The following is a 14,146-nucleotide window of genomic DNA, read 5'->3' on the forward strand; positions in this document are numbered from 1 at the left end:
TGAACTCGGATCAGAGGCGGTGGTGCGTCGCGCGTCGACGCATATCGAGCGGGCGCGCAAGCGCCGATAACGACGTTCGCACCTGTCCGGCGCTATCGGTTCCGCTGCGCCCAGTCTTTCGGCCCGCACCCTTCGAGGCGCGAGAACACGCGCGAAAAATGACTCTGGTCGAAAAATCCGCAGTCCGATGCGATGCTGGCCAGGCTCGCATCTGTTTCCCGCAACAGCGATTTCGCGCGCTCGATGCGGCGCTTGAGCAGCCACTGATGGGGTGTGCTGCCGGTCGTCTGCTTGAAGGCTTCACCGAAATAGCTGGTGGAGAGATTGCACTCGCGCGCGAGATCGGCAATCGAAGGATTGTCGTGCAGGTGGGACGCGAAATAATCTTCGATGCGCCGCATCTGCCACGGAGCGAGTCCCGAGCGGCGCGGCCGGAGCGCCGGATCGGCTCGGCCATATCGTGTGACGACGTGTTCGCAAAACGCCAGCGCGAGGTAATCGATGAACAGCGCACTCGTCAGGTCGGGATGCTGCAGGACCGCCTGCAGCGTATGCGAAAGACTGAACAGCACCGGGTCGCTGGCGCCGAGATGCGGCTGCACGAGTCCGCCTATGCGCCGGCGCCGCTTTTGATCGGTGAATTCCTCGATCGCGCTCTGGGCCAGATAGAGCCGCATGGTATCGAACGGCATGTCGAGACGGCGCGTCGGGCTCGAGCGCAGGTCGAGCAGAAAGCAACTGCCGGGACTGCACGACGCGGAAGCATCGAGGTTACCGCCTGAATAACGGAGGCCGGGATCGGGGCTCAGTATCAGCGGCATCTGAAAGACAAAGGCTTCCTCCGGTTGCGGCGTGAGCGAGCGCCCCGGTTGAGGCCGGGGGTTCGTCAACCGTGTGAACGAGATAGGCTGCCCGTGGGAGAAAACGCCGGCCCGCACGGTGGGCGCATCTCGCAGTAGAAACCGTTTGGCGAGGGCGTCGTCTGCAACGGGTTGCCCGAAATCGACGTGATTCCTATCGTTCATTCATCGCGCCTTGGAGTGCGCCCGTACAGGCGTCGTGTGCCTTTACCCGACGGCGGGTTCAAATGAAAACAGGCCCAATTTAGCGCAATTCGATGACTGGCGCGCGACTGGTGTCGTGATGCGCGAGACGCTCTCCGATTGCGGGCGCGACGCGCACGTCAATGGTGCGGTGCGCTATTGCGCGAACCAGGAACGTGCGCAGGCTCCATTGCGCGCGCCAGTGCAGGGCGGTGGCGTCAGCGTGAGCTCAACGACGTCTGCGCATCGTGCGATGCCGGGTCCCAGCCGCCGCCGAGCGCCTTGAACGTCGAGATCGCTGCACGAGCGGATTCCGTCTGTGCCTGTGCACGCGCGTCGGCGGCCTGGAGCAGCGTCTCGTTGGCGTGCAATACGTCGATGAAACTCGCTGCACCGCTGCGGTACGCGGTCATCGAGGAATCCTTGGCGCGGGAAAACGACGACTCGGCATGCGACAGCGTGGCAGCCTGCGCCTCTCGATTCACCAATGACGAGAGCGAGTTTTCGACGTCCTCGGAGGCGCGGAGCACGGCCTGCCGATAGGCCGCGAGCGCTTGCGCGTCGGCGCCTTTCGCCGCGTCGACATCGGCACTGATGCGGGCGAAATCGAACAGTCGCCAGCGCAGCCCGACGAGGCCGGCCGCCTGGTTGGCGCCGCCCGAGAACAACGTACCGGCGGCGGCCGAGGTCGCGCTGCCGAGGAAGGCGTTCAGCGAGACCGTCGGGTAGTACTCGCCGATCGCAGCGCCGATGCGCGCATTGGCGGCGGCGAGGTGACGTTCGGCGGCGATCAGATCGGGACGTCTTTGCAGCAGATCGGCTGGCGTGCCCATTTCCGCGAGCGCCGGCGCGACGGGGATCGGGGAAGGCGAGCCCAGCTCTGCCCGGTGCGTGCCAGGAGGTGTACCGAGCATCACGTCGAGGGCGTTCGACGCCGCATCAAGCGCCGCGAGGAGGACGGGCACGCTGGCCTGCACCTGGTCGAGCGCACCTTGCGCCTGCTGAACCTGATAGTCGGCTGCCGCGCCCTTCGAATACAGGAGTTTCACGTCTGCGAGAAGCGCCTGCTGCGTCTGCACCTGCCGGGTCGCGATATCCAGACGGGCCTGGAGCCCCCGGATCGTGACGTAGATATCGGCAGTCTGGGCCGCGACGGCAAGCCGGGTGGCAACTGCCGCCGCCTGCGTTGCCGAGTAATCGGCGAGCGCGGCTTCACGCTGACGGCGCAGACCGCCAAAAATGTCGATCTCCCAACCGGCCTCCAGGTTGGTTTCGTACGCGGTGCCCCAGCGCTCGTACCCCGGCGTGGCGTTGAGCAATCGCCCCAACGGCGTATCGACAGACTGATAGGCTCGTGCCGCCGACGCGGAAACCGAGGCCGACGGCAGGAGCGCCGCGTTGGCCGTGCCGAGGCGCGCGCGCGCCTGAGTGATTTGCGCGACGGCCTGGGCCAGGTCCAGGTTCTGGGCCAGCGCCAGCGAAACGTAATGCGTGAGCAGCGGGTCGTTGAAGCTTTCCCACCATGCGGACAGATCGGCAACCGGCGCCTTTGCCGCGCGGGCGGGCGGCTGGGTCATGTAGTGCTGCGCCAGCGGCGCATCCGGGCGGCGGTAGTCGGGACCCACGGCGCACGCCGAAAGGGCGGCGACGCTAGTCAGGAGAACAAGTGGACGGCGCAAGGGCATGATCATCTCGGGAGCGACAACGGGAGGGGAAATATAGTGACCAATATACAATATGGTCACACGTTGTCAACTGACGAGCGTCGGACTAAGCTTGAGGCATGAACAAACCGACTCCCTCCACCTCTTCGTCCCGTGGCCCCTCGGACCACGAAGTTCGCGCCCAGATCGTCGACGCCGCGACGGAATACTTCAGCCGTTACGGCTACGAAAAAACCACGGTCTCCGATCTCGCGAAGGAAATCGGGTTTTCAAAAGCCTATATTTACAAGTTTTTCGACTCCAAACAGGCGATCGGTCAGGTCATCTGCGCCAATCGCCTCGCCGCGATGATCGCCGCAGTCAGGGAAAACATCGACGGCGCGCACAGTGCGACGGAAAAATTTCGCTGCATGTTCAAGACCTTACTTTCAACCGGAGGCCAGCTTTTCTTCCAGGATCGCAAGCTCTACGATATTGCCGCCGTGTCGGCCGAATCGCTCTGGCCATCTGTCCAGAGTTATGAGGACCAGATCCGGCAACTCATCGCCGATATCCTGCGGCTCGGACGAGAAACCGGCGAATTCGAACGCAAGACGCCGCCGGACGAGGCGGTGAACGCGATCTTTCTGGTGATGAAGCCTTACTTCAATCCCTTGCTGCTGCAGTACAACCTCGATGGCGCGGAAGAGGCGACGGCCCAACTCGCGAGCCTGGTACTCAGAAGTCTTGCTCCATGAATCTCGCTGTGACTATTGACTGATTTAGTCACCGGTATCAGAATGAGGTCTCCTGTTCTTTGCGAGAGGGGATCTCATGTTCCGGCGCCATCGTCTTGTCTACACATTGGGCCTGGCTTCGCTTGCGCTCGCAGCATGCGGCGAGCATCCGGCTGCTGATCCGCGTACCGAGGCGCCACTGGTCCGTACAAGCGCCGTTCACGGTGCGGCGGGTGCGAGCCGGTCGTTTTCGGGTGTCGTGGGCGCCCGCGTTCAGAGCGATCTCGGTTTCCGCGTTCAGGGTAAAGTCATCGAGCGACTGGTCGACGCGGGCCAAACGGTCAAGCGCGGCCAGCCCCTGATGCGCATCGATCCGATCGATCTGGGGCTGCAGGCCCGTGCGCAGCAGAAACTCGTGGACGCTGCGCAGGCGCGCGCGACGCAGACGGCTGCCGACGAGGCGCGGTATCGGGATCTCGTCGGGGCGGGCGCGGTGTCGGCATCGACCTACGACCAGCTCAAGGCGGCCGCCGATTCCGCCAGGGCCCAGCTCGTCGCAGCGCAGGCGCAGGCCGTGCTCGCCAACAATGCTTCCGGATACGCCGTCGTCATGGCGGACGCCGACGGCGTGGTGGTCGAGACGCTGGCGGAGCCGGGCCAGGTCGTCGCGCCGGGACAAATCGTCGTGCGGCTCGCGCATGCCGGCCCCCGCGAGGCCGTCGTCCAGCTTCCCGAGACGCTGCGTCCCGCGTCCGGCTCGATTGCCGCGGCGACGCTTTACGGCGCGGACCAGAAGCCCGTTCCCGCCGTCCTGCGCCAGCTCTCCGATTCTGCCGATCGGCTGACACGGACCTACGAGGCGAGATACGTCCTCGAGGGCGCGCTCTCGAATGCACCGCTCGGCGCGACCGTGACCATCGATCTCGCCGGCGATGCCGGCCAGACACAGGCCGGCATGGTGGTGCCGGTCGGCGCCTTGTTCGATCCGGGCACGGGCACCGGCACCGGCGTCTGGACCGTCGATCGATCTCAATCGCGTGTGACCTGGCACAAGGTTCGTGTCACCGCATTGAGCGACGACAGTGCGACGGTGACTGGCGATCTTCGCGAAGGCGACCAGGTCGTCGCGCTCGGTGCCCAGTTGCTGCACGACGGAGAGCGCGTGCGTCTCGCCAACGACAAGCTGGCCGCGGCATCCGTCTCCACGCAAGGAGCCGCGCAATGAGCGGCTTCAATTTGTCGGCTCTTGCGGTGCGGGAGCGCTCGGTCACGCTGTTTCTGATCATCCTGATTTCGATCGCCGGCGTGATTGCCTTCCTGAAACTGGGGCGGGCCGAAGATCCGCCATTCACCGTCAAGTCGATGACGGTCATTACGGCATGGCCCGGCGCGACCGCGCAGGAAATGCAGGACCAGGTGGCCGAGCCGCTCGAAAAGCGCATGCAGGAGCTGCGCTGGTACGACCGGACCGAGACCTATACGCGTCCGGGGCTGGCCTTCACCACCGTGACCTTGCTCGACAGTACGCCGCCCGCGGACGTGCCCGAGGAGTTCTATCAGGCGCGCAAGAAGCTGCACGATGAAGCGGGCAACCTGCCGCCCGGGGTGATCGGCCCGCTCGTCAATGATGAGTATTCCGACGTAACGTTCGCGCTGTTCGCGCTCAAGGCGAAAGGCGAGCCGCAACGATTGCTGGTGCGCGACGCCGAGGGATTGCGCCAGCGGCTTCTTCATGTGCCGGGCGTCAAGAAGGTGAACATCATCGGCGAGCAGGCGGAACGGATCTACGTGTCGTTTTCGCACGACCGGCTCGCGACGCTCGGCGTGACGCCGCAGGAGATCTTTGCCGCGCTGAACAACCAGAACGTTCTCACGCCGGCTGGTTCGATCGATACGGCGGGCGCGCAGGTCTTCATTCGTGTCGAAGGCGCCTTCGACAAGCTGCAGACCATCCGTGACACGCCAATCGTCGTTCAGGGCCGCACACTGAAGCTCTCCGATGTGGCGACCGTCGAACGCGGTTACGAAGACCCGGCCACGTTCCAGATTCGCAACAAAGGCGAACCGGCGTTGCTCCTCGGCGTCGTGATGCGGGACGGCTGGAACGGGCTCAATCTCGGCAAGGCGCTCGACACGGAAGTCGCATCGATCAATGCCGGGCTGCCGCTGGGCGTGAGCCTCACGAAAGTGACCGACCAGGCCGTCAACATCCATTCGGCCATCGACGAATTCATGGTGAAGTTCTTTGTCGCGCTGCTCGTGGTGATGGTCGTGAGCTTCGCGAGCATGGGATGGCGTGTCGGCATCGTCGTGTCGGCGGCGGTGCCGCTGACACTCGCGGGCGTCTTCGTCGTCATGGCCGCAACGGGCAAGAGCTTCGACCGCATCACGCTCGGTTCGCTGATTCTCGCGCTCGGCCTGCTCGTCGACGACGCGATCATCGCCATCGAAATGATGGTCGTGAAAATGGAGGAGGGCTATAGCCGCGTCCAGGCATCAGCTTACGCGTGGAGCCACACGGCCGCACCGATGCTGTCGGGCACGCTGGTCACGGCTGTCGGCTTCATGCCGAATGGCTTTGCGCGCTCGACGGCCGGCGAATACACCAGCAACATGTTCTGGATCGTCGGCATCGCGCTGGTCACCTCGTGGATCGTGGCCGTCGTCTTCACACCGTACCTCGGCGTCAAGCTGTTACCCGACATCGCCGTAATCGAAGGCGGCCACGAGGCGATCTACAACACGCCGAACTACCGGCGCTTTCGCCGCTTCCTCGGGCGCGTGGTCGCGCGCAAGTGGATGGTCGCCGGGATCGTGGTGGCATCGTTCGTGGTCGCCGTGATGGGCATGGGGCTCGTGAAGAAGCAATTCTTCCCGACTTCCGATCGCCCGGAAGTGCTCGTCGAAGTGCAGATGCCCTATGGGACTTCGATCGAGCAGACCGCGTCGGCAACGGAAAAGGTCGAGGCATGGCTCGCGAAGCAGCCGGAAGCGCAGATCGTGACCTCGTACATCGGGCAGGGCGCTCCGCGCTTCTATCTGGCCATGTCTCCGGAGTTGCCGGATTCGTCCTTCTCGAAGATCGTGATCCGCACGAATGACGAGCGACAACGGGAAGCGCTCAAATTCCGTCTGCGCAAGGTCATCGCCGAAGGGTTGGTGCCCGGAGCGCAGGTTCGCGTCACGCAGCTGGTGTTCGGCCCTTACTCGCCTTACCCCGTTGCGTTCAGGGTCATGGGCCCGGACGCCCAGACGTTGCGCACCATCGCCGCACAGGTCGAACGGACCATGAACGCCAGCCCGATGATGCGAACGGTGAACGCCGACTGGGGGCCGCGCGTTCCCACCGTGCATTTCACGCTCGATCAAAATCGGCTCGGGGCGTTTGGACTGACGTCCAGCTCGGTCGCGCAGCAACTGCAATTCCTGCTGACCGGCATTCCCGTCACGCACGTGCGCGAGGACATTCGTTCCGTGGAGCTCGTCGCGCGTTCGGCGGGCGACATCCGGCTCGACCCGCAACGGATCGACGGATTCACGCTGATCGGCGCCGCAGGGCAGCGGGTGCCGCTCTCGCAGGTCGGCAAAGTCGACATCCGCATGGAGGATCCGATCCTGCGCCGGCGCGACCGAACGCCGACGATCACCGTGCGCGGCGATATCGCCGAAGGGTTGCAGCCGCCCGATGTGTCGACCGCGATGCTCGCGCAGCTTCAGCCCATCATCGCGAAGCTGCCGGGCGGCTACCGGATCGAGGAGGCCGGCTCCATCGAGGAGGCCAACAAAGCGACAACTGCGCTCGCGCCGCTGTTCCCGATCATGATCGCGCTGACGCTGCTCATCATCATTTTTCAGACCCGCTCGATTTCCGCCACGATGATGGTGTTCGCGACCAGTCCGCTGGGTTTGATCGGTGTGGTGCCGACACTCCTGCTGTTCAATCAGGCCTTCGGCATCAACGCATTGGTGGGACTCATTGCGCTCTCAGGCATCCTGATGCGCAACACGCTGATCCTGATCGGCCAGATCGAAGAGAATGCGCGCGCGGGCATGACGCCGTTCGATGCGGTGGTGGAGGCAACGCTGCAGCGCTCGCGGCCCGTGATCCTGACTGCGGTCGCCGCGATGCTTGCGTTCATTCCGCTTACCCATTCCGTGTTCTGGGGCACGCTGGCTTATACGCTTATCGGAGGAACATTCGCCGGAACGGTTCTGACGTTGGTGTTTCTGCCGGCCATGTACTCGATCTGGTTCAAGATCCGTCCCGGGGCAGGGGAAAACCACTCTGCGCTCGAACCCAGCGCCAGCGTGACGACGTAGGCCGGTGCGCTCCGGGCGATGACGGTCTCGCCCGGGGCGTCGATGTGAACCCGCAACGGCGCGTCCGGCCGGAAAGCAACTCCGGGTAATGCGTGGCATTCCCACAGCTTCTCGCAAGCCAGCGTCGGCCCGAAATCGGCGTAGCGATCACGGATGATCGACAGTGCTCGATCGGCCAGATCAGCGTCCAGCCGCCGATTACCGGGACGCCCACGCTTGCGCGAAGCCAGTCCGGCGGCGCCAGACTCACGGTAACGATCCACCAGACGCTGGAGCTGACGCACGGTCACGCCCAGTCGTTCGGCCGCGCGTCCGGGCTTGAGTCCCATGTCCACCACGGCCTGGATTACCTTCAGACGGTCGAGTTCTCGCATGTTCAGTGTCACCAATGCACCTGGATACATGGCCGGCTCCGTGGTCCCGCAAAGAACCGGCCAGCATACCGAGGTCAAAACACGACATTTCTAAGTAGCCAGAACACGACATTTCTAAAAAGCTACTACAACCAGTCATATCGATAATTGAGATTATGTCAAATATGAAATTCACCCGAAAACGCCCCTGAAATCCCCGCCGCACACCACCGGCCTCCTTCCTCACCAGTCACGCGCAGCCACCTTTCTTGCAGCGTGAACCCCGCCTCAGCAAAAACCTGCGGCACGCAATGCCCCCGACGGCCGCCCGCCAGACGCCGTCTCCAGCCACCGCAAACCGCCCGCAACAGGACGATCAGGACAACCACATCCCCTGCATCTTGTGCGAGAAATGCGCGCGCTCGGCCGTCTCCATCAGCGACAGGAATTCATCCTGCATCATGTGGATCAGCGCTTCGTGGTCGCCGGCCTCGAAATACACTTCCGGCTGCTGCGCGAGATGTTCCTCGAGGAACGTCTTCATCCCGTACGCCATGCACACCGGCGGCAACGCGCCCAGGTCGCAATCCTTGAAGAGTTCGCGCAGTTCGATTTCCCTGGCGAGCACGAGATGGCGGCCGGTCTTGACCCAGAGGTCCGACAGCCGCACCGCGTGCGACGTCGGCAGCACGGCGGCGACGTAGCCTTCGTCGTCCTCGAGCAGCACGGTTTTCGCGAGGCGATCGCCGGGGATATGCGCGGCGGCGGCCGTCTCCATGCTGGTATGGCTATACGGGTGGTACACGACTTCGTACCGCGATGACTTCTGGCGCAGGCAATCCTGCAGGGTGGCTGATACAGGCATGGCACACCTCTCTGGACGAATCGGACGAACGAAGTTCGCTCCGGGTTTGTTCAGCATAGGTCGCATTGCGGCCAATGGAAACGCCCTCGCACGACGCCCGCACCGACGCTCGCCCCGGCTTCGGCCCCCTTTTTCCGGCGCGCGCAATCCGGGCCCGGAATCCGCATGGAACATGTCTGCCTGCCCCCGCCTTTCCTGAAGACACAACGAGACGCAACGGGCGGTAACGGTTCCCGTACGAGGACCCCACCACATGTGATGGCGGATCTGCGCCAGACCGTTAGTTGCATTTTAAGGAAGAACGTCGAGACCTGAAAACCGTCGCCATCGGCGGGCCACGCACCAACGAGGCCACCGCAAACCGCGCCGACAAAGACAGAACCTCGCCCTATACTGAGCCAACACCCGCCATCCCGCGGCGGCCGATTCCGGGAGCGACCATGCATTACCAGCTGATCTACGAACTCGTCGACGATTACCTGTCCCGGCGCGAACAGTACCGCGCCGAGCACCTCGCACTCGCGCGGGCGGCAACCGAACGCGGCGAACTCGTGCTCGCCGGCGCGTTGCAGGATCCGGCCGACCAGGCCGTGCTCGTGTTCGAAGGCGATTCGCCGGAAGCCGCCGAATCGTTCGCGCGCGCCGATCCCTACGTGCAAAACGGCCTCGTCAAGTCCTGGCGCGTGCGTCCGTGGCGCGTCGTGGTCGGCAAGCACGCTCCGCGCTGACGGTGCACGGGGCCACGGCTACAGCCACCCCGCCCGCTTGAAGCGCCACCACAACGCGAGATCGGCTACGACCATCACGCCGATGCAGCCGTAGAAGCCGTACTTGAGGTGCAGTTCGGGCATGTTCGCGAAGTTCATCCCGTAGATGCCGGCAATCATCGTCGGTATCGCGAACAGCGCGGCGAACGAGCCGAGCCGCTTGGTCACCTCGTTCTCCGCAAGCGAGATCATCCCGAGATTGACCTGGATCGCGGTCACGACCATCTCGCGCCGCCCTTCGATCGTCTTCACGATCCGCTGCAGGTGGTCGTACACGTCGCGGAAGTAATGCTCCATCCCGCTGCAGACCTGCGGAATGCGTCCGCCGGTGAGCTTCGCGAGCGGCTCGATCAGCGGCGCCGTGTGCTGGTGCAGCATCACGAGCCGGCGTTTCAGCGAATAGAGATCCTCGATGATCGCGCGCGACGACGCGGGCGTGGCCTTGGTGAAGATGCGGTCCTCGAGTTCCTCGAGCTCGTTGCCGAGCGTCTCGAGGATCGGGAAATAGCGGTCGACGACCTGGTCCATCAACGCATAGAACACGAACGCCGACCCTTCCTGCAGCAGATGCGGCTCGCGCTCGCAGCGCTTGCGCACCGCGCGGAAGTCCTGTTCGGTATGGTTGCGGATCGACAGCACGTAGTTCGGGCCGACGAACACGTTCAGCTCGCCGACATTGAATTCGCCGTCGTGGTCGAGCTCGACCGTGTGCAGCACCGCGAACAGCGAATCGCCGTACTCCTCGATCTTCGGCCGCTGATGCCCCTTGCGGGCATCCTCGAGCGCGAGCTCGTGCAGCCCGAATTCCTCGCCCATCAGGTCGATCTCGTCCGGCGTCGGATCCTTCAGCGCGACCCATACGAAACACTCGGGTTTCGACACGTATTCGCTGATGGCGTCGATATCGATATCGGCCAGCTTGCGGCCGTCCTGGTATGCAGCACAGTTGATGAGCATGATGTCCGTCATGTTGCCGTTATCGCACCAGTTTACCGGGTTGCCGCGCGGGCGGCCCGGCTTGCGCGGCACGCCGATATTGGTCATGATCGGATTGCGTGCGCCGCGGCTCGCGCACGGCATCGCTTCGACAAGTGCACGGCACGGCCGTGCCGCCCAACCTTCAAGGAGACAGACCCATGTGGTATTTCTCGTGGATACTCGGCATCGGCGTGGCGCTCGGCTTCGGCATCATCAACGCGATGTGGCTTGAAGCGGAAGTGTTCTCGCGCGACGGCAAGCGCACCGCCGCACCGCGCACGGATTCGGGGAGCCGGTATTCGTGACGCACCTGGTGTTCTTCTGCGGTCATGCCGGCACCGGCAAGACCACGCTCGCGAAGCGGCTGATCGGGCCGCTGATGCGCGCGACCGGCGAAGCCTTCTGCCTGCTCGACAAGGACACGCTCTACGGCCGCTACAGCTCGGCCGCGATGGGCGCCCTCACCTCCGATCCGAACGACCGCGACAGCCCGCTCTACCTGAAGCATCTGCGCGATCCCGAATACCAGGGCCTGCTCGACACGGCCCGCGAGAACCTCGCGCTCGGCATCGGCGCGCTCGTGGTCGGCCCGCTGTCGCGCGAAGTGCGTGACCGGCGCATCCTCGACCGCACGTGGCTCGGCATCGGGCCGGACGTCGCGCTGACGGTCGTGTGGGTCCACACCTCGGAAGACGTCGCGCACCAGCGGATCGTCGCGCGCGGCAATCCGAACGACGCGTACAAGCTCGCGCACTGGGACGAATACCGGCAACGCCGCTTCGTGCCGACCGGCCACGAATGCGACGGCATCGTGATGTTCGACAACACCGCACCGTCCGACGCGGACATCGATGCGCTGCTGTACCGCATCGTGCCGCCCCCGCCGGCGGCAACGATCGTCCCGCCGCTGCCCGCCTGAGCGGCGCGCACCGCCCTGCTCCTCGTCGCTTCACCATGTCGCGTGAAGGCATCGCGACGCAACGTGTCGATTCGGCCGACGCCAATGCGATCCGTGAAGCCGTGAAGGGCTTCGACGCGCTCGTCAAAAAAAACGCCGGAAGCGCTGTTGCGCTCCCGGCGTCGCACGGCCCTCGTGCCTGGGACCGATCGTCAGGCGACTTCGTGCACGCGCTCCATCGTGCCGCCTTCGTACAGCTTGCCGAAGCGGTTCGCGAGGAACGCCTTCAGCGACACCTTTTCCTGCGGGATGAAACCGCTTTGCGGCAGCTTCTTTTCGCGGAACAGATCCAGCACCGCGCACATCGCGCCGGCCGTCGTGATCTGGATGGCGCTCATGTGCATCCCGCACACGTCCTTCGCGAAGATCTTGCGGGTGAACACGTCCTGCACGAGCTGGCCGTCCTTCACGCCCGTCACCGTGACGAACACGAGCACGACGTCCTGCTTCGTCGACGGCACCGCGCGGCGCATGATCGACTTCAGCGTGTCGCGGTCGCTCGACAGTCGCAGGTCTTCGAGCAGGAACTGCACGAGTTCGCGGTGGCCCGGATAGCGCACCGACTTGTAGTCGAGCGTCTCGACCTTGCCCGACAGCGTCTCGCACAGCGTGCCCAGGCCGCCCGACGTGTTGAACGCTTCGTATTCGGTGCCGTCGAGCGAGAAATGTTCGAGGCCTTCGAGCGGCTGCACCCACTGCTTGCGGCCGTCGCGGATCGCTTCGCACGGCTGGCAGTATTCGTTGATCAGGCCGTCGACGCTCCACGTCAGGTTGTACTTCAGCGCGTTGGTCGGATACTCGGGCAGCGCGCCGACGCGCATCTTCACGTCGCGCACTTCGCTGAAGCCGTTCACGAGCTCGTGCGCGGCGATGCCGATGAAGCCCGGTGCGAGGCCGCACTGCGGCATGAACGCGCGGTCCGAACCGTCGGCCAGTTCGCGGATCGCGTGGGTCGCGCGCACGTCTTCGGTCAGGTCGAAGTAATGGACGCCGGCCGCCTTGGCCGCCGCTGCAACGTTGACCGCCAGGTAGTACGGCAGCGCGTTGACGAGCGCATCGAAGCCCTTCACGGCTTCACGGATCGCATTGGCGTCGGCCGAATCGACACGTTGCGTCGCGATGCCTTCACGCGACAGCTTGGCGAGCGCATCAGCGTCACGGTCGAACGCGACGACTTCGTAGTCGCCCGTTTCACGCAGCATGTGAGCAATGGTGTGGCCGATCAGACCTGCGCCGACGATGGCGATTTTCATGCGCTTATCTCCTGATGATGGGTTTGGTGTTGGTGTACGGCGTCGAGCCATGAACACAGTTTAGGGACGTGCAAAATCAGTTCCAAGACGAAGAATGATGCGAAACGACCGATACTTTCGACGAAATGACTACACATTTCGTCACAACGACCAAATCATCTAAAAAACGCGTATACGACGGGCCGCAGAAGGGCCGCGATCGACGCGTGTGGACGCGTGTGGACGCGTGTGGCCGGACAGGAAAGAACCCGCAAGGCGGGACATGGCGGGCAAATGAATCGTTGCGCGCGCCCGGGCACGCATTCGACACAACGATGCTCGCGTGCGGACGCGCGAGGCAACGCCCCGCCCCGCGGCGAGCGCAGGCGGCGGGCATCAAGGCATCGAGGGAAGGGAAAGGAGGAAAAAACCTGCGCGACGAATCGAATCGCGCCGCGGCGTCACATGCAACACCGCATGCGACGCGTCATCCGCCGATCGTGCCGCGATCGATCTTGCGCGACAGAATGATCGACGTCGTCGTACGCTCGACGCCTTCGAGCGTGCCGATCTGGTCGAGCAGGTCGTTGAGCCGTTCCGGCGAATCGGCACGCAACCACGCGACATAGTCGTATTCGCCACTCACCGCGCACAACAGCTGCACCTCGGGCATCCGGTCGAGCTTGCGCAGCACGTCCTTGCCGAACTTCGGCGTGAGAATGATGCCGACGTATGCGTAAATGCTCGCGTCGAGCACGTCCTGACCGAGCCGCACGCTGTAACCGGCGATCACGTTGGTACGCTCGAGCCGCGCGATGCGCGCGACGACCGTCGTGCGGGCAACGTCGAGCTGTCGCGCGAGATCGGCGACGCTTGCACGCGCATCCGCTTGCAGCAGCGCGACGAGTTGCCGGTCGAGGTCGTCGAGTTGGTCGAGGCGAGGAGGACGCATGAGGCTGGGCCGGCGTGCAACGCGCCGGCGAAATGGAACGTGACGCGATGATAGCGCCGAACGCCGGTGCGCCCAAACGGGATCTCACGCGTTCGCATCGCCCCGCCTCGTTCGCGCGCGGCGCCCGACTCGCCGATCGAACACCATCGATCACCGGCCTTCCCCAGGTCCCTTTCAATTTCGATTCGTATCGGATGTAAGCAAGTGTCGCTTTCGCTGCTGCACTGCACTCAACGTGCTACTAATAAGGTGCGACGCGAGATGCGCGCTCGCGGCACTGGCCGCCGCGCCCGCTCGC

12 protein-coding genes and 1 pseudogene are annotated in these 14,146 nt (G+C 64.2%); 6 read left to right on the forward strand and 7 right to left on the reverse strand.

Annotated elements, in window-relative coordinates:
* Nucleotides 1–92: 92 nt before the first annotated feature.
* Nucleotides 93–1,025, reverse strand: a complete 933-nt coding sequence (locus tag DIE04_RS16365) for an AraC family transcriptional regulator (protein WP_124521720.1) — start codon at nucleotides 1,023–1,025, stop codon at nucleotides 93–95.
* Between the two features lie 236 nt (nucleotides 1,026–1,261).
* On the reverse strand, nucleotides 1,262–2,734 hold the full coding sequence (locus tag DIE04_RS16370) for an efflux transporter outer membrane subunit (protein WP_409333452.1): 1,473 nt from the start codon (nucleotides 2,732–2,734) through the stop codon (nucleotides 1,262–1,264).
* A gap of 92 nt (nucleotides 2,735–2,826) precedes the next feature.
* On the opposite strand from DIE04_RS16370, the gene DIE04_RS16375 reads away from it, so the two are divergent.
* From DIE04_RS16375 to DIE04_RS16385, 3 genes are all read left to right on the forward strand, one after another.
* A complete protein-coding gene (locus DIE04_RS16375; RefSeq protein WP_124485450.1) occupies nucleotides 2,827–3,444 on the forward strand; it encodes a TetR/AcrR family transcriptional regulator in 618 nt (205 codons plus the stop codon).
* 76 nt (nucleotides 3,445–3,520) lie between these two features.
* The gene (locus tag DIE04_RS16380) at nucleotides 3,521–4,648 is read left to right on the forward strand and encodes an efflux RND transporter periplasmic adaptor subunit (RefSeq protein ID WP_124521717.1); all 1,128 of its coding nucleotides are present in this window, start codon (nucleotides 3,521–3,523) and stop codon (nucleotides 4,646–4,648) included.
* The gene (locus DIE04_RS16385) at nucleotides 4,645–7,743 is read left to right on the forward strand and encodes an efflux RND transporter permease subunit (protein WP_124485448.1); all 3,099 of its coding nucleotides are present in this window, start codon (nucleotides 4,645–4,647) and stop codon (nucleotides 7,741–7,743) included. The genes DIE04_RS16380 and DIE04_RS16385 overlap by 4 nt, the downstream gene beginning before the upstream one ends.
* Nucleotides 7,744–7,829: 86 nt before the next feature.
* On the opposite strand, the pseudogene DIE04_RS16390 reads toward DIE04_RS16385, so the two are convergent.
* Nucleotides 7,830–8,147 (reverse strand): annotated as a pseudogene (locus tag DIE04_RS16390) (helix-turn-helix domain-containing protein); the annotation flags it as partial.
* A 325-nt stretch (nucleotides 8,148–8,472) separates the two neighbouring features.
* Entirely contained in the window at nucleotides 8,473–8,961 is a 489-nt protein-coding gene (locus tag DIE04_RS16395; protein WP_044848239.1) for an aminoacyl-tRNA deacylase, read from the reverse strand.
* A 440-nt stretch (nucleotides 8,962–9,401) separates the two neighbouring features.
* Here DIE04_RS16395 and DIE04_RS16400 point away from each other — a divergent pair, with 440 nt between their 5' ends.
* A complete protein-coding gene (locus tag DIE04_RS16400; RefSeq protein WP_124485447.1) occupies nucleotides 9,402–9,689 on the forward strand; it encodes a YciI-like protein in 288 nt (95 codons plus the stop codon).
* Between the two features lie 18 nt (nucleotides 9,690–9,707).
* On the opposite strand, the gene corA is transcribed toward DIE04_RS16400, so the two are convergent.
* Nucleotides 9,708–10,685, reverse strand: a complete 978-nt coding sequence (gene corA / locus DIE04_RS16405) for a magnesium/cobalt transporter CorA (protein ID WP_044848267.1) — start codon at nucleotides 10,683–10,685, stop codon at nucleotides 9,708–9,710.
* Nucleotides 10,686–10,864: 179 nt separating this feature from the next.
* On the opposite strand from corA, the gene cydX reads away from it, so the two are divergent.
* Together cydX and DIE04_RS16415 are read left to right on the forward strand one after the other, a co-directional pair.
* Entirely contained in the window at nucleotides 10,865–11,011 is a 147-nt protein-coding gene (gene cydX / locus DIE04_RS16410; RefSeq protein WP_044848241.1) for a cytochrome bd-I oxidase subunit CydX, read from the forward strand.
* Nucleotides 11,008–11,625, forward strand: a complete 618-nt coding sequence (locus DIE04_RS16415; protein ID WP_044848242.1) for an ATP-binding protein — start codon at nucleotides 11,008–11,010, stop codon at nucleotides 11,623–11,625. The genes cydX and DIE04_RS16415 overlap by 4 nt, the downstream gene beginning before the upstream one ends.
* 191 nt (nucleotides 11,626–11,816) lie before the next feature.
* On the opposite strand, the gene DIE04_RS16420 is transcribed toward DIE04_RS16415, so the two are convergent.
* Nucleotides 11,817–12,917 (reverse strand): saccharopine dehydrogenase family protein, encoded by a 1,101-nt coding sequence (locus tag DIE04_RS16420; protein ID WP_040144221.1) that lies wholly within the window; start codon nucleotides 12,915–12,917, stop codon nucleotides 11,817–11,819.
* Nucleotides 12,918–13,383: 466 nt separating this feature from the next.
* Nucleotides 13,384–13,848: an Lrp/AsnC family transcriptional regulator gene (locus tag DIE04_RS16425; RefSeq protein WP_006481526.1), complete on the reverse strand. Its 465-nt coding sequence runs from the start codon at nucleotides 13,846–13,848 to the stop codon at nucleotides 13,384–13,386.
* Between the last annotated feature and the right edge of the window lie 298 nt (nucleotides 13,849–14,146).

It is taken from the genome of Burkholderia sp. Bp8994, from assembly GCF_003853805.1.
Lineage (GTDB): Bacteria > Pseudomonadota > Gammaproteobacteria > Burkholderiales > Burkholderiaceae > Burkholderia.